Consider the following 21,305-nt stretch of genomic DNA (forward strand, 5'->3'; position numbering starts at 1 on the left):
GCTACGGATCCGACTCTGACTCCGACTGCTCTGCCGGCCGTTCCGTCGCGCGCCTGAGCAAGCCGAGCAGCGTGTTGGCCTCGCGCTTCGTGAGATCGGCGCGGCCGTGCACGCGGCGGAGCATCCGCATCGTCTTCTCCCGTTTCTCGTCGGGGTGGTTAATCTCCTCGAGGAGGTCCGCCCACTGGTCGTAGAGCCGATCGTACATCGGTTCGGGCGCGCGGACGCGCTCGAGGTCCGGCAGCTGGGTGTCGTCGTCGGACAGCGTCAGCGTCCGGAGTTCGTAGAGCGTGACCGTCGCCGCCTGGCCGAGATTGAGCACCGGATACTCCTCGTTGCCCGGAATCGAGCAGATCTCGTCGATCCGCGCGAGTTCCTCGTTGGTCAGGCCGACGCGCTCGCGGCCGAATACCAGCGCCGTCGGCGCCTCGACGGTCGGCAGCCGTTCGGCGAGGTCCGCCGGCGTCGAGAACGGGAACCGGATGTGGCTGCGGTCGTCCTCGTTGGTGACGGCCGTACAGCCGATCGTGTGGTAGTTCTCGACGAGTTCGTCGAACGTGATCTCGGTCGCGTTCGGGAGAATATCCTCTCGAGCGTGGCCCGCGAAGCCGTAGGCCTCGCCGTCGGGGTCGAGCTCGGGGGGATCGATCAGCAGGAGGTCCTCGAACCCGAAGTTCTTCATCGCCCGGGCGATCGTGCCGACGTTACCCGGCGACTGGGCGTCGACGACGGCGACGGCGGGCGGCGTTCGGTCGTCCGGGAGCGTTGCGTCCGAGTCGTCCGGCCGGTTGGGTGCAGTGTCGTCCGACATGATTAGCTCTCGTCGTCCGATTTGGTGGGCGATTGCTCGAGCAACTGTCTGCGAGAGGGCGGCCCGTGAAGCCGAGCAGATGAACCGATCATACGGGAGGTATCGAGCGGGTGTGGAAAAGTGATGCGTTCGTGACGGCGGACGGAGTTAGGGTTATGGGACCTCGAGGCAGTTGTGATGTTTGTCGGGTTTACGGATCGGACCGATTTGTTCTTCCTTTCTCTTTCCTTCTCTGTCTCGTTGGACTAGTCTAGTATCTAGTTCTCTAGTACAGTTATTCACCTGCACCGAAGTCTATTACACAAATCGGAGTTGGGATCGCATAGAATACTCGATCTGTCCTCATTCTCTGGCAGAAATCTCGAGGATTGCAATCTGATAGGGTGGGGAGGGACACACCCCCCTCGCGTTTGTAAGCCCTTGTCGGTGGGTGAGGGTTCTGTACGGGAACACACCTTATTCGCGGATGTAAAATATCGCGTTAGACGGGCCGATTCGTGAGAAAATCGGCGATTATCTCACTCCCTACCCACCTATTTCCCGTTACATCCGCGACGATGGTGTGTGTGCCGAACCCGGAATGTGGGTGCCGATCCGAAAATCGCGTTTCCGTAGTTTTTGACTCGAGTCGATTCGGATTCTTCCTCGCAGTTCAGTTGCTCGCCGAACCTCGAACTCGAATTCCGATCGCAATCCGGCGGAGAGGCGACGTTCGGCAGTTACATCCGCGACGGGGGTGTCCGTCCGTGAACGGCGGGACAGCCGCCCGATTAGACGCGCGATGGCGGCGATTCGTATCGATACCGTCGTTCGTCGGGTATTGTCGCCACCTAGATGCTAACACAGGCGATTTACATCCGCGATCGATCTCCATAGCTTTATTTCAATCCAGCCGGTAGTCGCCCGACACTGCAATGTCCGCGAACGACGATCGTGATCCACTCTTTCGGTACGACGATCCGGTCTTCGCCGACGAGCGGCTGCTCGAGATCACGCACCTTCCGGGGCCGGACCGGATCGTCGGGCGTGACGAGCAGATGCAACGGGTCGCGGACGCTCTCAACCCGGCTATCTTCGGGAGCGAACCCAATCACCTGTTCATCTTCGGCAAGACCGGAACCGGCAAATCGCTCATCTCGCGGTCGGTCACCAAGCGCGTGATCTCGGAGGCCCGCCGCGACGACGTCACGGTGAAGTACGCCTTCATCGACTGCGGCGAACAGAACACGGAAGCGTCGGTCATCAAGACGATCGCCCAGATCGTTAACGAACCCGATCGGAGCGGTATCTCCGTCCCCGACCGCGGGTTGGGGACCGGCGACTACTACAAGCGCCTCTGGCAGGCCGTCGACCACTGCACCGACGTCACCATCGTGATCTTGGACGAGATCGACATGCTCGAGGACGACGAGGTCCTCCGGAAGCTCTCCCGCGCAGGGGAAAATCGGCGCATCTCGGACTCGAGCATCGGCATCATCGGCATCTCGAACAAGATCGACTTCCCCGATCACCTCTCCGAGCGCGTCAAGTCCAGCCTCTCTCGGGACGAACTCGTCTTCTCGCCGTACGACGCGAACCAGCTCGTCGAGATCTTAGAGAAGCGCCGCGACGCGTTCCACGACGGCGTGCTCTCCGACGACGTGATCCCGCTGACCGCCGCGCTGGCCGCGCAGGAACACGGGGACGCGCGCAAGGCGATCGACATCCTCCGCAACGCGGGGCGGATCGCGAAGAAGCAAAACGATACTCGGGTCACCGCCGAACACGTCCGAGACGCCAAGGAGAAGACCGAGGCCGACCGCTTCAACGAGCTGATCGAGGGCTCGCCCCAGCAGGCCAAGGCCATCCTCTACGCGCTGACGCTGCTGACCGAGAACAGCTCCGAGAAGGAGTTCCCGACCAAGATCATCTACAACCAGTACAAGGAGATCGCCCGCCAGCTCGACTTCGACGTCCTCTCCGAGCGCCGCGTGCAGGAGATCCTCCAGGAGCAGAACTTCCTCAACGTGATCCAGTCCGAGCGCGAGGGTCGCGGACGCGGCCGCGGCGCCCACGCCAAACACCGCCTGCTCGAGAACCCTTCGATCGTCAAGAAGGTGCTGCTGCGCGACGCGCGGCTCGCGCCGCTCGAGGACGCGGACGCCGCGGATCGCGAGGACAGCGCGGGTACCGGACCGCAGCCGTAACGATCGCACCGATACCGGATCGGATCGTTCATCGCGCTTTGCTCGTCACGTTGCGTTCACCGCAACCGCGGCGCCTTTGAGGCTCCCCTTCTCAGTCGAGGTATGCACACGGTCGACGCAGCGGGACTGAAGATCGGCGACGACCACCCGCCCCGGATCATGGGCGTCCTGAACGTCAGCGAGGAATCCCCCTACGATCCGAGCGTCTACGACGACCCCGGCGAGGCCGCCGCGTACGTCGACGAGGACCTGATCGGCGAGGGGGCCGACATCGTCGATATCGGCCTCGAGTCCGCGAACAAGCGCTTCGAAGTGCTCTCGGCCGAGGAGGAACTCGACCGACTTCACATCGCGCTCGAGACCATCGAGAGCGTCTCCGGCGACGCCGTCTTCTCGATCGAAACTCGCTACGCCGAGGTGGCCGACGAGGCCCTCTCGCGGGGGTTCGACATGGTCAACGACATCTGCGGCTTCGCGGACCCGGCGATGCCGACCGTCTGCGAGGACCGCGACGCCGCCGTCGCGAAAATGGCGAGCCCGCCGAACCTCGAGCGGCCGGGCGCGGTCGAGGAGACCGACTGGGCCGCTCGGAAATCCGCGGAGTGGGCCGCCGAGGCCGACTACGTCGAAAAGGTCTACGAGGCGCTCAAGCAAAACGGGCTCACGGACAAGACGATCGTCGACCCAGCGTTCGGCGGCTGGAGCGAGGCTCAAACGCTCGAGGACGACCGCGAGACGTTCCGCCGACTGCGGGAGTTCCGGGCGCTCGGCCAACCGATGCTGGTGTCGATCAACCGGAAGAACTTCCTCGGCGAGATCGCGGACCGGGAGACCGAGGAGCGACTGCCGGTCAGCCTCGCGGCCACGTCGATGGCCGTCGAACGCGGCGCCCACGTGATCCGCACGCACGACGTCGCCGAGACGCGCGACGCCGCCCTGATCGGCGACGCCTTCACCGAACGCGCGAACGTCGCGACCGAGGACTTCTCGCTGTCCCGACTCGACGTCCGATCGACGCGCCAGTTCCGCCGACACCTCGCCGAGCGCGGCGTCGATCCCGAGGTCGTAGACGAGTGGCCAACATATCTCCTCGAAATTGAGGGATTAACCGCGGACCGGCGGGAGCGTCTGACGGCGGCGACGGCGGACGCGGCCGCTTCCGTGCACCTTGGTAACAGTAATACCGTATTACTGTCGGGAGACGCGGGCTCGATTTCGGACATCTCAACGCGTCTTCGCGGAGATGATGCCGTTATGGATCGATTAGCAACGGAACTCGACAACGTACTATAGTAAGAGAAAGCTTATGCCGGAGGCTTCGAAATGAGGGAGTGGACGCCGGGCGGCCTCCCGGGTAGGGGTACTTTGGAGGCGACCCCCGGCCCACAACACGGAATTATTGTGGCATTACGTCGACCAGTGCCGACGCTGTCCTGACACACCGACGCGAGTCCTCGAGTAGGCGATCCGACTCGCCGCAGGAAGCGACGCGAGACGAACAGTTACGTCGCCACAGCGCCGACACGACGGCGAGGAGCAACACACATGGAGTTCGACGATTGGGAGCCGGTCTACGACGCGATCCTTCGGGACTTCGGCTACGACCGTACCGGCGACGAACGAGCACGCGACGTTCTGGCGTCCCTGACCGACCCGTTCGATCTCGCACTGCTGGGGTCCGTTCGGGACGCCACCGTCGCGATCGCCGGCGCCGGACCGTCGCTCGAGGACGAAGGAGAACTCGAGCGGGCCCGCGAGGCCGACGTCGTGTTCGCGGCGTCGACGGCGGCGGACGTCCTCCGATCGCACGATATCGCCGTCGACTGCATGGTCACGGATCTGGACAAGAACCCCGACACCGTGCGGCGGTTGACCGACCGCGGCGTGCCGGTCGCGGTGCACGCCCACGGCGACAACGTCCCGGCCGTTCGGGAGGTCGTCCCCGACTGCGCCGACGCGTTCGTCCTGCCGACGACCCAGGCCGCGCCGCGGGATCACGTCCGAAACTTCGGCGGGTTCACCGACGGCGACCGCGCCGCGTTCCTCGCGGATTACCTCGGCGCTCGAGAGCTCGTCTTCGTCGGCTGGAACTTCGACGACTCTACTGTCGACGCCGCGAAAGCGCGGAAACTCGAGTGGGCCGAGCGGCTCCTGTACTGGCTCGAGTCCCGCCGCGACGAGCGCTTCGCGGTGCTGGACGGCCGACGGGACGCGATCGTGACGGGGCCGCTGCCGATCGACTGATCGACTGGGCGTGAGCTACAGGCGCGCCGATTCGGTGTCGCCCTACTGGATGCGATACTCGACGATGTCGTCGCAGCCGCAGACGGGACAGTCCGCCTCCCGCGATTCGATCGTCTTGCCGCAGCGTCGACACTCCTCGATGGTCGTCGCGTCCGCGCTCGAGCGCGAGAACAGGACCGATTTGACGGCGTTACGCATCGTCGATCGAGTCGTCGTCCGCTTCGTCTGCTTCTGTCCGCTCATACCCAACTCCATCCCGATATCATAGTTCGTTATTGTCTTTCTACTGTGACTATCACGTAGTAGGACACGTTTAACGCCGGTACGACGGTCACAGCGGCGGTACTCGCTGCTCTCGACAACTCGCCGCTTTCGTCGACTCACTCAATTTCGTCCGGTGCGAGCGCCGCGATCGTCGCCTCGAGCTCGTCCCTCGAGGCGCCCCGCGGGAATCCGATTCCGATCTCGTCGACGCCCTCGAGTTGTTCGAACTTGCGGAGTTCCTCGCGGGCGCGCTCGGGCGTCCCGACGGCCGCGAGGTCGGAAAGGAGCGCGTCCGGAATCGCCTCGAGCGCCGCCTCCTGATTGCCGTTCGCCCAGGCCGCGGCGATCGCCTCGGCTTCGTCCGCGTAGCCCTGCCGGGCCAGCGACTCTCGATAGTAGGTCCCCATCGCGCCGACGTAGAACGCGAGGTGCTGGCGAGCCAGCTCCCGGGCGCGGTCGCCGTCCTCGAGGGCGCAGGCGGTAACGGAGAGCGTCACGCGGACGTCGTCCGGATCTCGGTCGCCGAGGTCGGCGCCGCGACGGAGGTCCTCGAGGCGCTCCTCGAGTCCGTCGGGGGTGAAGAGGATCGCGTGCCAGCCGTCGGCGAAGCGGCCGGCGAGTTCGACGGCCTTCGGCCCCATTCCGGCGGCGTCGATCGGGACCGGTTCCGCGGGCGGGTCGCAGCGCAGCCGAAAGCCCGACAGCGAGAATATATCGCCGTCGTACTCGACGCGCTCGCCGGAGAGGACCGCCCGCATAACGTCGATGTACTCGCGGGTGCGCCGAAGCGGCCGGTCGAACTCGAGGCCGTGCCAGCCCTCGATGACGGCGGGGCCGCTGGGCGCGATCCCCATCCGAAGGCGGCCGTCGGACGCCTCCTGCAAGGTTGCGGCGGTCTGGCCGAGCAGCGCGGGCGACCGCGAGTAGACGTTGACGACGCTCGGGCCGAGGCCGATGTCGTCGGTCTCGCGGGCGATCGTCGCGAGAATGGTGACGGCGTCGCGGCCCCACGTCTCGGGGAGCCAGGCGAACTCGTAGCCGCGGCGCTCGCCGAGTCGGGCGAGATCGACGAGCGCCTCGAGGCTGGGCTGTGCGGCGACCGGGAGGTGGAGACTTCGATCCGTCATGGTAGGCTGGAGTTGGGAGCGACGCGGGCGAACGCGACCGGCGTGCGAACCGTTCCCGGTCCGATAGATGGCGTCAGTTCACTTAACTGTCGGCGCGAAAACGAGCGGGGATGGGGTGGGAGGGAGGGTGGGTGGGTGGGTGGGTGGGTGTCGAACAGCAACAGCGGCAGCGGCAGCGAGTGCTGATCTGCGTCGGTGCGAGCCGAATAGCGTCAGCGGGGGTCGCAGGCGTCTGCGTGGAGGGGAGCGAACGGATGGAAGTCGCGGAGGCTGTCGAACGCGAGCGCGTCGACGGTTGACGCGTCAGAACAGCGCGTCGAGTTCGCCGCCGGTGTCGACCAGCGACGAGAACTCCTCTTGGGCGTTCGCGCGAACCGTCTCGGTCGTCTCCTGGGCCTCGATGGCGACCTGCTGAAGCTGGTCGACGCGGGGGACGTCGGTCACGCCCGACAGGAGGACGATCGCGCCGACCTCGTCCTTGTCCGTCCGCGGGTAGTCACCGCCGCGGATCTCCATGCTGCCCGTCTCGTCCTCGAGCCACTGGCGGCCGCGCTCGACGCCCTTGCGGTTCAAGTGCTCCGGCGGGCCGGTCGCGACGACCAGGCCGCGGTCGGCGCTCGAGACGTCACAGGGGAGCGTCAGCCGGCCGAGCGTCGCCTTGCGAACGAGGCTGGTGAGTCGGTTGACTTCGGCGCCCTCGTCGAACTCCTCCTCGCCGCGGAACGACGAGAGGAGGCCGCCGGAGGTGTCGACCGTTTCGCGCGCGTAGCCGATCGTCGAGATGCCGTCCTCGAGGGTGTTGATGATCTCGGAGGAGTCGACGACGCTCTCGGCGACGTGGTCGCCGTGGCCGACCTCGCCGGCGGCGAACAGGAGGCCGAACCGCTCGACGATCTCCTTGTTGATCCGGTCGTAGCCGCCTTCGACGGACTCGCCGGCGCTGCGCCAGACGTCGTTGTCGAAGACCAGCAGGTTGTCGACCTCGCGGACGAACGTCTGGAACGAGCGGGCCGCGTTCAGCGTGTAGATGCCGCCCTCGTCCGTACCTGGGAGGATGCCGAGCCCGTAGACGGGTTCGGTGTAGATCCGCTGGAGGTGTTTCGCGAGGACGGGCGCGCCGCCCGAGCCGGTACCGCCGCCCATCCCGGCGACGATGAGGAAGGCGTCGATCTCGTGGACCTGAATCCGATCGATCGCGCCCTGGATCTCGTCGATGTCCTCCTCGGTGACCTCGGCGCCGAGCTCGTTGTCGGCGCCGACGCCGTGTCCTTTAACGCGCGCCTGTCCGATGAGAACGCGATTCTCCTGGGGAACGTGCTCGAGTCCCTTGAGGTCCGTCGTCGCGGAGTTGACGGCGATCGCCGCTTCGACGAAGCCGCCGTCGACCGCGTCGTCGTACGCCAGGAACTCGTCGACGATCTTCCCGCCTGCCTGACCGAAGCCGATGAGTGCGAGTTTCATGGTTGTCTCTCGTGGCCGTTCTGCGGGCGATCGCGGCTGCGACCGCGATCGAGGGGTGCGGATACGGTGCCGGATCGCCCGGCGTTGGGAACGGGTGCCACGTCTCCACGAACCCTACTGATAGCCATTGTTATGGCCATCATACGAACGCAGAAAAGAGATTCATCGATTCACTACTCTCAGATTTCTCGAATAGTCATCGATTAATGACCTACACTAATTCATGACTATCATCGCCCGATACTGCTCTCGTCCGTCAACACCTAATTCTACCCGTTCAATAACCGTGTAAAATTGCGTAACAGCCCCTATGCAGCTTCATTTCGGGGATAGTCTTCGAAAGTAACTCCTATACGCCCTGACGGCATATCCGTGACAATATGAACGACGCTCCGTCGATCACCCGGCGAGGAGTGCTCGCCGGCGCCGCCGGGATAGCGACCGGTTCCCTCGCCGGCTGCTCGGAGCGTCTCTGGTCGCGAGCGGAGAACTCCGGCCCCGAGCAGGTCGAACTCACGATCAAGACGCTGCCGACGGAGGACGACGAAATCGCCGCGATGATCATGAGTCAGTTCCGGGAGAACCTCCGTCGGGCCGGCATCGCCGTCAGTCACGAACCGGTCAACGAGGCCGACCTCTACCGGAGCGTCCTGCTCGAGGGGAATTACGACGTCTTCATCGCCCGCCACCCCGGCCTCGACGAGTACGACGCCCTCCGCGGGCTGCTCCACTCCCAGTTCGCCAACGAACGAGGCTGGCAGAACCCCTTTCACTTCACCGACGTGACCGTCGACGACCACCTCGAGCGACAGCGGACGACCCGCGGGACCGAACGGCGCGAGGTGCTCGGCGACCTCTTCGAGTACCTGGGCGAGACGCCGCCCTACACGACGGTCGGGTTCCCGAACCGGATCGGTGGCGTTCACGACGCTATCGATGCGAGCGTGCCGCCGCGTCGCCCCCTCGACTACGTCGACCTTCTCAGTCGGGAACCGGACGACGACTCCCGCGAGGGCCCGCTGACGGTCGGGATCTACGGCAGCGGACTCGGCGAGCGACTGAACCCGATCGTCGTCGATCGGAACCGAGTCCCCGGTCTGCTGGGACTGCTGTACGATCCACTGGCGCGACGCCGCGAGACCCGCCTCACGAACGCCGCCGACGGGTACGTTCCCTGGGTAGCGGACGCGATCACCTGGACGGAGTCCGATTCGCTCGAGGCGACCGTCACGCTTCGAGACGGGCTGACCTGGCACGACGAGACGGCATTCGACGCGGACGACGTCGCCTTCACCTATCGGTTCCTGCAGGATACCTCGATGGGCGAGGTAGAGGGCGGCGTCCCGGCGCCGCGGTACCGCGACCGACAGACCCTCGTCGAGACGGTTGAGGCGGTCGACGACGGGACCGTTCGCTTCGCCTTCAGCGACACCACCCGGTCGGCTGCGGCCCGCGTGTTCGCCGTGCCGATCCTGCCCCAGCACGTCTGGGAGCCGCGGTCGGCGATCGTCGCCGAGCACCAGCCCGAAGCCCTCGTCACCGACAACGTGGAGGCGATGGGCTCCGGGCTGTTCCAGTTGCACGCCGTGACGGACGAGGGGATCGAACTCGAGCCGTTCGCCGACCACGTCCTCCGCGACGAAACGACCGACCGTCCGGACGTCCTCGAGGGATTCTCGCAGTTCGACGGGCTCACGTATCAGATCGAGCCCAACCCCGGGTCGATGATCGAATCGCTCCGGAACGGCGATATCGACATCACCGGGTCCCCGGTTCCGCCGTCGGAACTCGAGGGAATCCGCAGCGGGGAGGAGACGTCGGTTCTCACGGGCCGGACGAACGCGTTCTACATGATCGGCTTCAACAGCAGTCAGCACCCCGACCTCGGGAATCCGAACTTCCGACGGATCCTCGCGCGGCTGATCGATCGGGAACACGCCGTCAGGGAGTTTTTCGGCGGCCACGGCGAGCCCGCAACGGAGTTCAGTTCGCTGCTGGGCGTTCGCAACGAGGAGTGGACGTTCGACGACCGCGCGGCCGCTTCGATCTTCCCCGGGTCCGACGGGAAGATCGACGCCGACCGTGTTCACGCCCTCTTCGAAGACGTCGGCTATCGATACGAGGATGGCTCCCTGCTCGGCTGAGCCGTCGGGCTACCGGCCGTTTCTCCGTCGGCGGATAACCGGTCGCTATTAATGCCGTCGCAATCGTAGTACCGCGAGACCCGCATGTCGTTCCTCGTCGTCCTCCTCGAGCTCGCCCTCGTCGTCGTCACGATGCTCGTGACTGCGTCCCTGGCGATCGTCGGCCCGCGGCGGATCGTCTCGTCGCTGGGCGACTTCCGCTGGCGGCTCGAGATCTGTTTCATCCCGCTGCTCGCGCTCGCGAGCGTGTTGATCCTCCGCTGGTCGACGGCCGACGCCGTCGTGCGGCTCGAGCGCCGCGTCTTCGGAAACAACATCACGCAGTGGCTGTTCGACTTCGACCGGCTGTTCGGTCCCGGGGGACCGGTCGCCCTGCTCCAGTCGCTCCAGTCGCCGGCGCTGACGTCGTACTTCGTCTTCGCGTACGTCTACGGCTACGCGTTTCTGCTCCTCTTCCCCTTTATCGCGTACTTCGCGCTCGAGGAGACGGACGACCTGGCGGATCTGATTCTGGCGTTTACGGCGAACTACGCCATCGGTCTGTGTTGCTACGTTCTCTTTATGGCCTACGGGCCGCGCAACTTCGATCCGCTGCTGTTCGACGGGCTGCTGTACGACGCGTTCCCCCGCATCCGGGATCTGACGGGTAACGTGAACCGGCCGACGAACGTCTTCCCGTCGCTGCACACGTCGCTGTCGATGACCGTGTTCTTCTTCGCGTGGCAGACCCGCGAGAAGTATCCGACGTGGGTTCCGGTCGCCGGCGTCCTCGCGATCAGCATCGTCTTCGCGACGATGTACCTCGGCATCCACTGGTTCTCCGACGTCGTCGCCGGCACGCTGCTGGCCGCGGTGAGCGTCTATATCGGCCGCAGCTACACCGTTCGCGAGGCGACCGAGTCCGGACGCCGGTACCTCAGCGACCGGCTCGGTTCCGGCGGGCGGACGGACGGCGACTGACCCGGATCGCCATCGCGACCGCTCCGGTGCTGATCGGCACCGGCGCCGTCCCTCGGACCGACCCTCTCCGGTCAGTACTGTGTTAGGTCCGACCGTTTTCAACCCCCGACTCCTCGTCCCGACTATGAACCTACACTGGCACCGGCGCGACCTTCGCGGCCCCGACAACCGCGCGCTCGCTCGCGCGGCGACCGACGCGGTCGTTCCGGTCTTCGTTCTCGATCCGACCGTCCTCGAGTACGCCTCGCCGATCCGGGTGGCGTGCATGCTCGAGGCGCTCGAGTCGCTGCGCGCGTGGTACCGCGAGCGCGGCGGCGATCTAGTGATCGCCCGCGGGGAGGCGAGCGCGGTGATCCCGCGTCTCGCCGACGAGTACGGCGCCGACGCGGTCTCCTGGGCCGAAGACTACAGCGGCCTCGCCGCCGAGCGCGACCGGGCCGTCACCGCGGCCCTCGAGGACCGCGGGCTCGAACCGCGGCCGGTTCGCGACGCGCTCCACCACGAGCCGGGATCGATTACGCCGAACAAGGGGGATCACTACTCGGTCTTCTCGTACTTTTGGAAGAAGTGGCGCGACCGGGAAAAGCTGGATCCGGTCGACGCGCCGGACGCCGCTGCCCTCGCGGATCCGAGCGGCGGGACAGGAGCGAGCACGGACGCAACGACGGATTCGATTCCGTCGCTCGCCGACCTCGGCTTCGCGGACCCCGAGGCGACGCCGCCGACGGTGACTCGCGCGGCCGCCCGCGAGCGCCTCGAGTCGTTCTGTTCGGGACCGATCTACCGGTACGACGAGACGCGCGACGTCCCGGCCGCCGACGCGACCTCCCGGCTCTCAGTCCACCACAAGTGGGGGACGATCGGACCGCGGGAGGTGTACGCCGCGACCGAGCGGGCGCTCGAGCGCGCCGAGACCGAGGCCCAGCGGGAGGACGTCACGGCGTTTCGCCGGCAGCTCGCCTTCCACGAGTTTTACACCCACGTTCTCGCGTTCAATCCCGACCTCGTCGTCGCGGACTTCACTGCGTATGAGAACGGAATCGACTGGCGGAACGACCCCGACGAGCTCGCGGCCTGGAAAGCGGGGCGAACGGGATATCCGATCGTCGACGCCGGAATGCGCCAGCTACGGACCGAGGGGTGGGTCCACAACCGCGTGCGGATGATCGTCGCCTCGTTCCTGACCGCGGACCTGCTCGTCGACTGGCGGGAGGGGTACGACTGGTACCGGCAGCACCTGGCGGACCACGAGTCGGCGAACGACGCCGCCGGCTGGCAGTGGGCGGCCTCAACCGGCCCCGACGCCCAGCCGTACTTCCGCGTCTTCAACCCGATGAAACAGGGTCGAGAGTACGATCCGGACGCCGAGTACGTCCGCGAGTACGTGCCCGAACTCGCCGACGCCGACCCGGACGAGATCCACGACTGGCACGACCTGTCCGCGGACCGGCGCGCGGCGGTCGCGCCCGACTATCCGGCTCCGATCGTCGACCACGCCGAGCGGCGGGAGCGAGCCATCGCGGCGTTCGAGCGAGCGCGCGGCTCGGACTCGTAAACCGCTGCCGTAGACCGCCGATACGAGATGCATCGATTGGCGCTACCCTTATCCGGCGGAATCCGCTAGCTAAGCGTATGTCCTCGCCAGAGGATGCGTCGACGTCCAGCAACGCGGTTCCGCCGAGCCAGGCGATCGTCGCCGCCGTCGCCGACCGCGAGGGCGTCGACGTCACCGAGATCGAGCCCCCGGAGTACGAGCCGCTGTTTACGGTCGTCAACCCGGAGGCGCTCGACGAACTGTTCGATCGGCCGTCCGCCGGCCCCGCTCGCGTCCACCTCGAGTACGCGGGCTACGCGATCACCGTCCACGGCGACGGCCGCGTCGATGTCGACGATCCCCCGTCGTCGAACGAATCCGTCGGCCGCCGAACGGAGGAGTAACGCCGTCGCTTATCGCGATGCGATTCGGGGGCCGCGCGTGACCGTTGACGTGGGAACGGCCCGAACGAGAGCGGTCGCCGGATCGTACGCGACGCGGTCGGTGCCGGCTTTGCGCGCGATGAGTTTCCAGTACCCCGGTGCGTGGAACGTAAACTCGCACCGGCCGTGCGCGTCGGTTCGCTTCCGTTTCGCTCCCGACCCGGCTTCGACGACCGCCCCCTCGATCGGCCGCCCGCCGACGTCGCGGACCCGGACCGCGAGCGGCGTCCCGACGGCGACCTCGCGGCGCTCGAGCTCGAGCGCGAGTGATCGTTCGACTTGCATGTGACAATGTACCGCGCGCGTACGGAAAGCGGGTTCCCTGCAGCAGCACGCGCGTTGAAGACAGTACGAACGGACAGACGGAGAATCGACAGGCCCAGATGGACGGACTTCGTCGGCAGTCGACCACCCGGCGATCGTGCGTCGCTGTCCCTGCTATCGTTCCCGTTCTCGTTCCCGTTCCCCGACAGTAATCGTCTGGCCCTCCTCGCTCGAGCGGTAGATCGAATCGATGATTCGCTGGACCGACAGCGCCTGCTCGACGCTGTCGTCGCAGTCTTCGCCGGCCACGATCGCGTCGAAGAACGTTTTCTGTTCTTCCGTGTGGGTATCGTTTTGCCGCGTCTCGACCGACGTGTCCTCGAGGTGGTCGGGGCCGGCCGTGCTCGCCGAGTGAAAGCTCAGATCGCCCTCGAGCAGGTCGAATCGGGCGGCGGACTCGGTGCCCCGGATGACGAACTCGTGGTCGGCCGGCCGGTTGGTCGCCCACGCCACCTCGAGGCTGATCGTCCGGTCGTCCGCACAGCGAACGAACGCGCTGGCGGAGTCGTCGACGTCGAACTCGCTCGGGCCGGCGTCGTCGCCCCACATCTCGAGGTAGGCGTACTCCTCCCGCGACCCGAAATCGCCGCGCGTGACGCCGTTTACCTCCTTGACCTCGGGGTAGCCGAGCAGGTAGAGCGCGAGGTCGATCGCGTGGACGCCCAGATCGATGAGCGCCCCGCCGCCGGCGATCTGTCTGCGGGTGAACCACGAGCCCCGTCCCGGGATGCCCCGCCGCCGGACGTAATTGGCCTCGACGTGGATTACGTCGCCGAGGTCGCCGCGTTCGATCCGGTTTTTCACGATGCGGACGGTGTTCGCGAACCGGTTGTTAAAGCCGATCATGCAGACGCCCTCGGAGTCGTCCGCCGCGTCGGCGATCCGCCGGGCGCTCTCTAACGAGTGCGCGAGGGGTTTCTCGAGGAGGACGTGTAAGTCCCGTTCGAAGGCGTCGATGGCGTACTCCTCGTGGTACTTGTTCGGGGTCGTGATGATGACGGCGTCGACGGTATCGTACAGTTCCTGATGATCCTCGTAGACGTCGACGTCGTACCGGCGGCCGAATCGCGTTCGCGCCTCCTCGGCGATATCCATGCCGCCGACGATGGGGACGCTGAGGTCGACGAGCCGCTCCGCGTGGTACTGTCCGATGTTTCCGAGGCCGATAATTCCTGTTCTAATGTCGCTTCGATTCATTGTCATCGCTCGTGTTGGGTCACTCGTTCGGTTCCGGAACTATACACTCGATATTGCTATACCGAATTTACGTGCTGCACGTCCTTTGATGCACTGCCAAACAGCAGGGTGTGAGGCCGAGTCAGTCGGCCGCCGACGCGTCGGATCGAGTCGGCCGGCAGTGCCGGCACCGTCCCGGCGTCGCTCGGTTCCGTGCGCGGGTTTCAACTGTCCGCTTCCGTGGGGGTCGTCCCGGGTTCTCGCTCCGAGCGGTCGGACACGCCGTGAAGGAGCGCGTCGCCGGTCGCCGTATCGAAGAGGTGGATCTTCGATCGATCGAGGACGACGTCGACCGCCTGATCCGCCTCGATCTCCGTGTCCGGCGTGACGCTCATCAACAGCTGGTTCGGCGACGTCGCGGGATCTTGCTCCATCGAGCCCGCCGCCGCCTCGGATAGCAACAGATAGACGAACACTTCGTCGCCCATCGGCTCGAGCACGTCGGTTCGGGCGTCGATCGGATCCGTCGGATCGGCCAGCGAGTCGGCGTACTGGGACAGGTGGACGTCCTCCGGCCTGATACCGAGCGTGACGTCGTCGCCCACGGTCACGTCGGGAATCCGGGACGGATCCAAGTCGACGGTGAAGTTGTTCGTCTCGAGGCCGTCCTCGACGAGCGTGCCCTCGACGAAGTTCATCGAGGGCGAGCCGATGAAGCCGGCGACGAACAGGTTCGTCGGCTCGTTGTAACAGACCAGCGGCGGCGCGATCTGCTGGAGTTTCCCCTTGTTCAGGACGGCGATCCGGTTCGACATCGTCATCGCCTCGGCCTGGTCGTGGGTGACGTAGATGACCGTCGCGTCGAGCTCCCGGTGGAGCCGCTGGAGCTCCGTACGCATGTGCACCCGGAGCTTCGCGTCCAAGTTCGCCAACGGCTCGTCCATCAGGAACACGTCGGGGTTGCGAACGATCGCGCGGGCGATGCCGACCCGCTGTTGCTGGCCGCCGGACATCTCTTTGGGCATCCGGTCTAACATCCCGTCGAGTTGGACGATATCGGCGGCCTGCTCGACGCGCCGCCGGATCTCCTCGTCGTCGTACTTCCGGAGCCGCAGCCCGAACGAGATGTTCTCGAAGACGTCCATGTGGGGGAACAGGGCGATGTTCTGGAAGACCATCGCGACGCCTCGATCCTTGGGTGCGAGGTTCGTGACCTCGTCGTCGCCGATGTACACCTTGCCCTCCGTGGGCTGGGTGAGGCCGGCGACCGTCTCCATCGTCGTCGACTTGCCACAGCCCGAGGGGCCGACGAGCGTGACGAACTCGCCGTCCTCGACCTCGAGGCTGATATCGTCGACTGCCGTTTCCTCTCCGTACCGCTTCGTGATGTTCTCGAGTCGTACTCGTGACATTGTATCTTACTCCTTGAGTGCGCCTGCGGTCAGTCCGCTGACGATCTTTTCCTGCGCGATCACCACGAGAATCGCGACGGGGATGACCCCGAGGATGCTCGCGGCGGCCATGAGGTGGTACATCACCTGGTACTGGCCCTGGTAGGCGAGGATCCCCTCGAGGATCGGCGCCCAGTTCTGCGGTTGGCCGTCGGTCATCAGGAACGAGAAGAAGAACTCGTTGTAGACGGCGATGAACGTCAACACGCCGGCGGTCGCGACGCCGGGCGCCGACAGCGGGATGATGACCCGGAACAGCGCGCCGAGTCGGGTCGTCCCCTCCACCCTCGCGGCGTCCTCGAGGCCGTCCGGAATCTGCGCGTAGAAGGTCGTGAGGATGAAGATCGCCAGCGGCATGAAGATCGCCGACAGCGGCGTCACGAGGGCGAACGGCGTGTTGTAGAGGGTGCCGTCGCCGGTGATCGGCTCGAGGAAGAAGAACGACGTGTTAAAGAGGTCGTTCAGCGGGATGAAGAAGGCCGCCGGCGGGAAGAAGGAGATGATCAACACGAGCAGCATGAGCGGCGTCCGGCCGGGGAACTCGAGGCGGCCGAACGCGTAGCCCGCGAGGCTCCCGACGACGAGGACGACGATTGTCGACCCCAGCGCGATCACGAAGCTGTTGAACATGTACCAGTGGAACGGGATGACCTGGAACACCTCGACGAACGCGCCGGGATTGAACCCGTTCGGCGTGAAGATGATGTTCTCCAGCTGTCCCTCCGGCGTCAGCGCGACCATCAGCAGCCAGTAGAACGGGAACAGCGTCGTAAACAGGAAGAAAATCGCCGCGACGTAGAACATGGCGCGGTAGACCCGTCCCGGATCGGAGATGGAGTCGGCCACCCACTGCTGGAACGGGCCGCGGTCGAGCTCCGCGTCGCGGCCTTCCTCGAGGACGTTCCCCCCGCCGTCCGGGCGGAGCGTCGGAGCGCGGCGCGTGTCGCTGCCGATGTCGGTATCCCTGTCGGTGTCGGTTCCGGTACCGGTACCGTCGTGGATCGGATCGGTGGAATCGGTGTCGGTGTGGGTGTCGTGTGCGTCGGTCATCAGTACAGCCCTCCTTCGGTGTCGCGGAACAGGAGCACGTAGCCGCCGATGATGATGCCGATCACGAGCGCCGTCGAGAACGCGACCGCGGCGGCCGTCGCGTAGATGCGGGTGCCGCCGAACATCGCTTCGACGACGAGGCAGGTCAGCGACGGGACGGTCGTACAGCCCGCCGTCGCCTCGATCAGTCCGAAGACCCGCATCGCGTCCATCGTGCGGAACAGCATGGCGACCAAAAGCGCCGGCATCACGAGCGGCAGAGTGATCAGCTTGAACCGCTGCCAGGGCGACGCGCCGGCGACGCGGGCGACGTCGTAGAGGCTTCGGTCGACGCTCTGGAGCCCCGCGAGGATCAGCAGGGCCATGAACGCCGACGACTTCCAGATGTCGGCCACGAGGATGATGATGAAGGCGTCCCGGCTGTTGGCCAGCGGGCTCGCGCCGAAGATTCCGAGCCACTGCATCACGTCGGTGCCGAAGCCGACCGTCGGCTGGAACAGCAGGAAGAAGATCATCCCCTGGATGACGATCGGCACCGCCCACGGAAGGATGATCGCCACGCGGACCCAGCGCCGGCCGCGGAAGTCCTGATCGAGCACGTACGCCTGGCCGAAGCCGATCAGCGTCTCGAAGACGACGCTAATGATGGCGAAGGCGAGCGTGACGAACAGCGCCTGCTGGAAGAACGGCGTGCCGAATTCGACGAACGGGAACGACGAGGCCAGCGAGACGTCGAGGAACTGCCGCGCCAGGCGCGCGTTCCCGGTCAAGATGTCGACGTAGTTCTCCGGACCGACGAACCCGCCGAGCGGATCCATGCCCCGCGTCTGATCGGCCCGCAGCGACATGACGAACGTTCGTATCATCGGGTAGAACGCGATCAACGTCAGCAGCGCGAACGCCGGGAGCAACAGCAGGTACGCGTAGGCCCCCTCGCTCAGCCCTTCCATCCAGTTGACGAGGGCGTTGCCGGTCCGCTCCCGGTCGGCGTCGGACTCGCTGCCGATCGCTCCCTCCGTGTCGGTATCAGTCGCCATTCGATCCCACCTCCGCTTCGCTCTGTTCGAGTTCTTGGGCGAGATCGTTCATCGCGGATTCCGGCGATTGGGCCCCGCGGTACGCCGCGTTGACGGACTGGTAGATCAGCGCCGACTGCTCGGGCCAGAGGTCCGTCGCCGGCCGCGGGACCGCGTTCTCGCTGGCCGACTGGACCACGTCGGCGTAGCGGACGACCGGTCCGACCTCCTCCGCGTCGGCCTCCGCGACCAGATCGAGGTTCGGCGGCAGGAAGCCGCCGAGTTGGAAGATCGTCAGCATGACCTCCTCGTTGGCGAAGGCCTCGAGGACCTGCAGCGCCTCCTCCTGCCGTTCGGAGAACGGGCTCACGGCGAGGTTCCACCCGCCCAGCGCCGCGGTGGTACCGCCCGTCCCTTCGTACTCGGCCTCCTCCTGCGAGACCGCGTACGGCCGCGTCATGACGCCGAGGTTCTCGCCGAAGGCCTCCTCGGTACCGGTCTGGGCGATCGCGTACGACCAGTTTCGGTTCGCGACGGCGCTCCCGTCCGCGAACGGGCTGAGCGACTGCTGTTCGGTCCACTGGACGACCGCCGACGGACAGATCTGGGCGTAGCCGTCGAGGGTGTTCGCCTCCTCTCCCTCGATGAACGAGCGCATCATTCGAATCGCGTCGATGACGCGCTCCCCGTCGACCGTGATCGGCCGGTCGCCGGCGGTGAACAGGTTGTCGACGCCGCCGAAGTACGCCCCGCCCCAGGAGGTCATCACCTCGTTGAACGTACAACAGGCCAGCCCTTCGTAGGCGGCCGCCTGCGTCGTAAAACCGTAATCGATCCCCGCCTGGTCGCGCGCGTCGGCGACCGCGTTCGAGAACTCCTCCCACGACGGCGGATCGGTTCCCCAGCCGCCGGTGTCGTACCCCGCGTCCTCGATCATGTCCTCTCGGTACAGCGTAAATCCCAGGTCGGGGAACAGCGGTAAGGCGTGGAGGTCGCCGGTTTCGGGATGACGAGCCGTCTCGAGAATCGCCTCGAGGTAGTTGTCGTTGACGTACCCGAGTACGTCCTCCGGCAGGTTTTCGGTCAGATTGACCGTTTGATTTCGAAGGACGAACGGAACCGTCCACCCGCTGTCCATCATGTGAATGTCTGGGGGCGCGCGGCCCGCCTCGAGGGCCGACTGGGTCGTCTGCATCCGCTGAGCGGAGTTGCTGACGACGGTCTGGACCTCGACGCGGATATCCTCGTCGAGGCCGGCGTCCCAGAGGGCCTGCTGGATCGACGGCTCGTCGCCGTCGCTGTGCATGATGCCCGCGACGTCCGAGGCGGCGGTCATCACCACGGCCCCGGATTCCCGACCCTGTCCGACACAGCCGGCGACGGCGGCCGTTCCGGTAGCGGTTGTCACCGACGCGGCTTTCAGGAACGACCGACGTCCCAGACGCCCTGGTGGACGGTCGCGCCTCCCGCCGGTATCACGTCCCATGACCAGTGATCGGTCCACGTTCGGCGACTTAGTTGTTAGCAATAAATGGTGTAATAAATTGTAACACTCACGATTCCGTGGCGGTTACGAGCGTACTGCCGATCGAAACCTGCGCGATACCGTTTCGGTACCAGCCTCGGGGCCGCCGCCTCAAATTCCCAATCGGCTATTGCCGATCGCCGGTCGGCACCTGCCGGCAGATAATCGATATCCCGACGGGTCGTACCCGACGAAACGACAGTCCGGCGGACTCGAGTGGCGGGAGTACGACCGAGAGCGATGCGACTGACGGTGTCGACAGCGACCGATGCTGTGGTTGGGTTCTGAATCGGCGACTCGACGGTCCGGGAGACGCAATGGGTTACTGATGGCCGAGTCCGGAGTCACCGCTGGCGGTCGGCGGACAGAACCAACGGCCGTTGCTGCGCCGACGTCGCGTCGCTCGAACGGCAGCGACAAGATGAGGTATTCGTACTCGCGTTCGAGCGGTCAGTTGGTAGTCGTCGGTCGTCGGTCGTCAGTCGTCGATCACCGGCGGTTCGTGACGACCGATGTGGATCTCGTGGGCTTCGACGTCCTCGAGCGCCGCGACGCGGCCGCCGACGGTGACGCGGTCGCCGTCCGCGGTCTCGAGCGTCAGCGCCGCGACCTCCTCGCTCACCTCGAAGGAGATGTCGAGGATGCGCCCCCGCACGACCCGGGAGCCGCCGACTTCGACGTCGCGGCCCTCGATCGTCGCGTAGAAGTCGCCGCCCTCGTCGATGAGGTCCTTCACGCACCGGCGGATCGAGGCGTACTTGCGCGGGAATCCGCGGACCGAACCGTCTTCGCCGAGCGTGCGCTCGGCGGTCGTCCAGAGAACGGTCCCGAAGAAGCCCGAGACCAGAAAGCCGAGCGCCGACCGGTTGAAGATCACGCCGTACCGGTCCTGGTCGTCCCGCAGCGCGTCCTGGGTCGCGTACACCGAGTAGTTACCGTCGGCGACGGCGACGACCGGCGTCGTGATTCCCCGGCGCGCTCGAGCCGACGTCGCGACCGACTCGTAATCGAACTCCGCCGGATCGGGCGCTTCCGCGGCCGGCGTGACGATCAGGTCGACGCTGACGCCGGCCTGGACCGCCGCCTCGAGTTCCGCGCGGAACCGGGTCAACAGGTCCGGCGTCAGCGACAGCGAGAGTTCGTAGTCGGCTTCGGTGATGACCTCCTCGAGGTATCGCAGGATCGTCGAGCGCGATTTGACCAGCGACACCGCCTCCGTGTCGCGGGCGGGGGCGGTGTAGCGAGCCTCGAGCTCGTCGATCATCTGTTCCAAGGAGTTCTGGACGTCGTCGAACGCCTCCGCGGGATCGAGCGCGACGACCTTCATCGGGCGCGATTCGCGGAGTTCGACCAGCCCGCGGTCGCTGAGACTGCGGACGGTGTCGTAGACGCGCGGCTGGGGTATTTCCGTTCGATCGGCGATCTCGCTGGCCGTGAGCTGGCCCTGCTCCAAGACCGTGAGATAGGCGTCGATTTCGTACTCGCCGAGGTTGAAGCGGTCCCCGACTCGCTCGACGGTCGAGCGTAACTCGTCTGGTGCCATATCACTCGCAACGAATCCTACGAATAAATTATTTATTATTGCTCGA

General features: G+C 65.8%; 18 protein-coding genes. 7 read left to right on the top strand and 11 right to left on the bottom strand.

Translation table 11 applies throughout. From position 1 onward, the window contains the following. Position 1: 1 nt before the first annotated feature. Positions 2–811, bottom strand: coding sequence for an RNA methyltransferase (locus tag HALXA_RS13085; protein ID WP_013880858.1), 810 nt, complete (start codon positions 809–811; stop codon positions 2–4). Positions 812–1,725: 914 nt separating this feature from the next. On the opposite strand from HALXA_RS13085, the gene HALXA_RS13090 reads away from it, so the two are divergent. The 3 genes from HALXA_RS13090 to HALXA_RS13100 all read left to right on the top strand — a co-directional run bounded on the left by HALXA_RS13090 (position 1,726) and on the right by HALXA_RS13100 (position 5,241). Beyond that, positions 1,726–2,997: a Cdc6/Cdc18 family protein gene (locus HALXA_RS13090; RefSeq protein ID WP_013880859.1), complete on the top strand. Its 1,272-nt coding sequence runs from the start codon at positions 1,726–1,728 to the stop codon at positions 2,995–2,997. Between the two features lie 102 nt (positions 2,998–3,099). After that, positions 3,100–4,290 (top strand): dihydropteroate synthase, encoded by a 1,191-nt coding sequence (gene folP / locus HALXA_RS13095; RefSeq protein ID WP_013880860.1) that lies wholly within the window; start codon positions 3,100–3,102, stop codon positions 4,288–4,290. Positions 4,291–4,542: 252 nt separating this feature from the next. Further along, complete coding sequence (locus HALXA_RS13100; protein WP_013880861.1) at positions 4,543–5,241, top strand: 6-hydroxymethylpterin diphosphokinase MptE-like protein; 699 nt, start codon at positions 4,543–4,545, stop codon at positions 5,239–5,241. A 42-nt stretch (positions 5,242–5,283) separates the two neighbouring features. Here the strand turns inward: HALXA_RS13100 and HALXA_RS13105 are convergent, their stop codons facing one another. From HALXA_RS13105 to HALXA_RS13120, 3 genes are all read right to left on the bottom strand, one after another. Continuing rightward, positions 5,284–5,484: a hypothetical protein gene (locus tag HALXA_RS13105; protein WP_049895468.1), complete on the bottom strand. Its 201-nt coding sequence runs from the start codon at positions 5,482–5,484 to the stop codon at positions 5,284–5,286. A 137-nt stretch (positions 5,485–5,621) separates the two neighbouring features. After that, positions 5,622–6,632: a TIGR04024 family LLM class F420-dependent oxidoreductase gene (locus tag HALXA_RS13110; RefSeq protein WP_013880863.1), complete on the bottom strand. Its 1,011-nt coding sequence runs from the start codon at positions 6,630–6,632 to the stop codon at positions 5,622–5,624. Positions 6,633–6,935: 303 nt separating this feature from the next. Then, the gene (locus HALXA_RS13120) at positions 6,936–8,093 is read right to left on the bottom strand and encodes a tubulin/FtsZ family protein (RefSeq protein ID WP_013880865.1); all 1,158 of its coding nucleotides are present in this window, start codon (positions 8,091–8,093) and stop codon (positions 6,936–6,938) included. A 380-nt stretch (positions 8,094–8,473) separates the two neighbouring features. On the opposite strand from HALXA_RS13120, the gene HALXA_RS13125 reads away from it, so the two are divergent. From HALXA_RS13125 to HALXA_RS13140, 4 genes are all read left to right on the top strand, one after another. Further along, entirely contained in the window at positions 8,474–10,237 is a 1,764-nt protein-coding gene (locus HALXA_RS13125) for an ABC transporter substrate-binding protein (protein WP_013880866.1), read from the top strand. 84 nt (positions 10,238–10,321) lie between these two features. Beyond that, positions 10,322–11,197 (top strand): phosphatase PAP2 family protein, encoded by an 876-nt coding sequence (locus tag HALXA_RS13130; protein WP_013880867.1) that lies wholly within the window; start codon positions 10,322–10,324, stop codon positions 11,195–11,197. Between the two features lie 124 nt (positions 11,198–11,321). Continuing rightward, positions 11,322–12,752 carry a cryptochrome/photolyase family protein gene (locus tag HALXA_RS13135; protein ID WP_013880868.1) on the top strand — a complete coding sequence of 477 codons (1,431 nt, stop codon included), beginning with the start codon at positions 11,322–11,324 and terminating at the stop codon, positions 12,750–12,752. 77 nt (positions 12,753–12,829) lie between these two features. After that, entirely contained in the window at positions 12,830–13,135 is a 306-nt protein-coding gene (locus HALXA_RS13140) for a HalOD1 output domain-containing protein (RefSeq protein ID WP_013880869.1), read from the top strand. Positions 13,136–13,144: 9 nt separating this feature from the next. Here HALXA_RS13140 and HALXA_RS13145 read toward each other — a convergent pair whose 3' ends face one another. The 7 genes from HALXA_RS13145 to trmB all read right to left on the bottom strand — a co-directional run bounded on the left by HALXA_RS13145 (position 13,145) and on the right by trmB (position 21,259). Beyond that, on the bottom strand, positions 13,145–13,459 hold the full coding sequence (locus tag HALXA_RS13145) for a carboxypeptidase-like regulatory domain-containing protein (protein WP_013880870.1): 315 nt from the start codon (positions 13,457–13,459) through the stop codon (positions 13,145–13,147). A gap of 153 nt (positions 13,460–13,612) precedes the next feature. Next, positions 13,613–14,701 (bottom strand): Gfo/Idh/MocA family protein, encoded by a 1,089-nt coding sequence (locus HALXA_RS13150; RefSeq protein WP_049895309.1) that lies wholly within the window; start codon positions 14,699–14,701, stop codon positions 13,613–13,615. A gap of 197 nt (positions 14,702–14,898) precedes the next feature. Continuing rightward, the gene (locus HALXA_RS13155; RefSeq protein ID WP_013880872.1) at positions 14,899–16,086 is read right to left on the bottom strand and encodes an ABC transporter ATP-binding protein; all 1,188 of its coding nucleotides are present in this window, start codon (positions 16,084–16,086) and stop codon (positions 14,899–14,901) included. 6 nt (positions 16,087–16,092) lie between these two features. Then, the gene (locus HALXA_RS13160; RefSeq protein ID WP_013880873.1) at positions 16,093–17,175 is read right to left on the bottom strand and encodes a carbohydrate ABC transporter permease; all 1,083 of its coding nucleotides are present in this window, start codon (positions 17,173–17,175) and stop codon (positions 16,093–16,095) included. After that, entirely contained in the window at positions 17,175–18,212 is a 1,038-nt protein-coding gene (locus HALXA_RS13165) for a carbohydrate ABC transporter permease (protein ID WP_013880874.1), read from the bottom strand. The genes HALXA_RS13160 and HALXA_RS13165 overlap by 1 nt, the downstream gene beginning before the upstream one ends. Next, on the bottom strand, positions 18,202–19,677 hold the full coding sequence (locus tag HALXA_RS13170) for an extracellular solute-binding protein (RefSeq protein WP_049895310.1): 1,476 nt from the start codon (positions 19,675–19,677) through the stop codon (positions 18,202–18,204). The genes HALXA_RS13165 and HALXA_RS13170 overlap by 11 nt, the downstream gene beginning before the upstream one ends. Positions 19,678–20,194: 517 nt before the next feature. After that, on the bottom strand, positions 20,195–21,259 hold the full coding sequence (gene trmB, locus HALXA_RS13175) for an HTH-type sugar sensing transcriptional regulator TrmB (protein ID WP_013880876.1): 1,065 nt from the start codon (positions 21,257–21,259) through the stop codon (positions 20,195–20,197). Positions 21,260–21,305 lie beyond the last annotated feature (46 nt).

Source organism: Halopiger xanaduensis SH-6, assembly GCF_000217715.1.
GTDB lineage: Archaea > Halobacteriota > Halobacteria > Halobacteriales > Natrialbaceae > Halopiger > Halopiger xanaduensis.

Excerpts from the sequence above, each read along its gene's own strand:
- HALXA_RS13155 (WP_013880872.1), bottom strand. The coding sequence starts at position 16,086 with ATGTCACGAGTACGACTCGAGAACATCACGAAGCGGTACGGAGAGGAA.
- HALXA_RS13160 (WP_013880873.1), bottom strand. The coding sequence starts at position 17,175 with ATGACCGACGCACACGACACCCACACCGACACCGATTCCACCGATCCG.
- HALXA_RS13125 (WP_013880866.1), top strand. The coding sequence starts at position 8,474 with ATGAACGACGCTCCGTCGATCACCCGGCGAGGAGTGCTCGCCGGCGCC.
- HALXA_RS13130 (WP_013880867.1), top strand. The coding sequence starts at position 10,322 with ATGTCGTTCCTCGTCGTCCTCCTCGAGCTCGCCCTCGTCGTCGTCACG.
- trmB (WP_013880876.1), bottom strand. The coding sequence starts at position 21,259 with ATGGCACCAGACGAGTTACGCTCGACCGTCGAGCGAGTCGGGGACCGC.
- HALXA_RS13105 (WP_049895468.1), bottom strand. The coding sequence starts at position 5,484 with ATGAGCGGACAGAAGCAGACGAAGCGGACGACGACTCGATCGACGATG.
- HALXA_RS13100 (WP_013880861.1), top strand. The coding sequence starts at position 4,543 with ATGGAGTTCGACGATTGGGAGCCGGTCTACGACGCGATCCTTCGGGAC.
- HALXA_RS13135 (WP_013880868.1), top strand. The coding sequence starts at position 11,322 with ATGAACCTACACTGGCACCGGCGCGACCTTCGCGGCCCCGACAACCGC.
- HALXA_RS13110 (WP_013880863.1), bottom strand. The coding sequence starts at position 6,632 with ATGACGGATCGAAGTCTCCACCTCCCGGTCGCCGCACAGCCCAGCCTC.
- folP (WP_013880860.1), top strand. The coding sequence starts at position 3,100 with ATGCACACGGTCGACGCAGCGGGACTGAAGATCGGCGACGACCACCCG.
- HALXA_RS13140 (WP_013880869.1), top strand. The coding sequence starts at position 12,830 with ATGTCCTCGCCAGAGGATGCGTCGACGTCCAGCAACGCGGTTCCGCCG.
- HALXA_RS13170 (WP_049895310.1), bottom strand. The coding sequence starts at position 19,677 with ATGGGACGTGATACCGGCGGGAGGCGCGACCGTCCACCAGGGCGTCTG.
- HALXA_RS13165 (WP_013880874.1), bottom strand. The coding sequence starts at position 18,212 with ATGGCGACTGATACCGACACGGAGGGAGCGATCGGCAGCGAGTCCGAC.
- HALXA_RS13085 (WP_013880858.1), bottom strand. The coding sequence starts at position 811 with ATGTCGGACGACACTGCACCCAACCGGCCGGACGACTCGGACGCAACG.
- HALXA_RS13150 (WP_049895309.1), bottom strand. The coding sequence starts at position 14,701 with ATGACAATGAATCGAAGCGACATTAGAACAGGAATTATCGGCCTCGGA.
- HALXA_RS13145 (WP_013880870.1), bottom strand. The coding sequence starts at position 13,459 with ATGCAAGTCGAACGATCACTCGCGCTCGAGCTCGAGCGCCGCGAGGTC.
- HALXA_RS13090 (WP_013880859.1), top strand. The coding sequence starts at position 1,726 with ATGTCCGCGAACGACGATCGTGATCCACTCTTTCGGTACGACGATCCG.
- HALXA_RS13120 (WP_013880865.1), bottom strand. The coding sequence starts at position 8,093 with ATGAAACTCGCACTCATCGGCTTCGGTCAGGCAGGCGGGAAGATCGTC.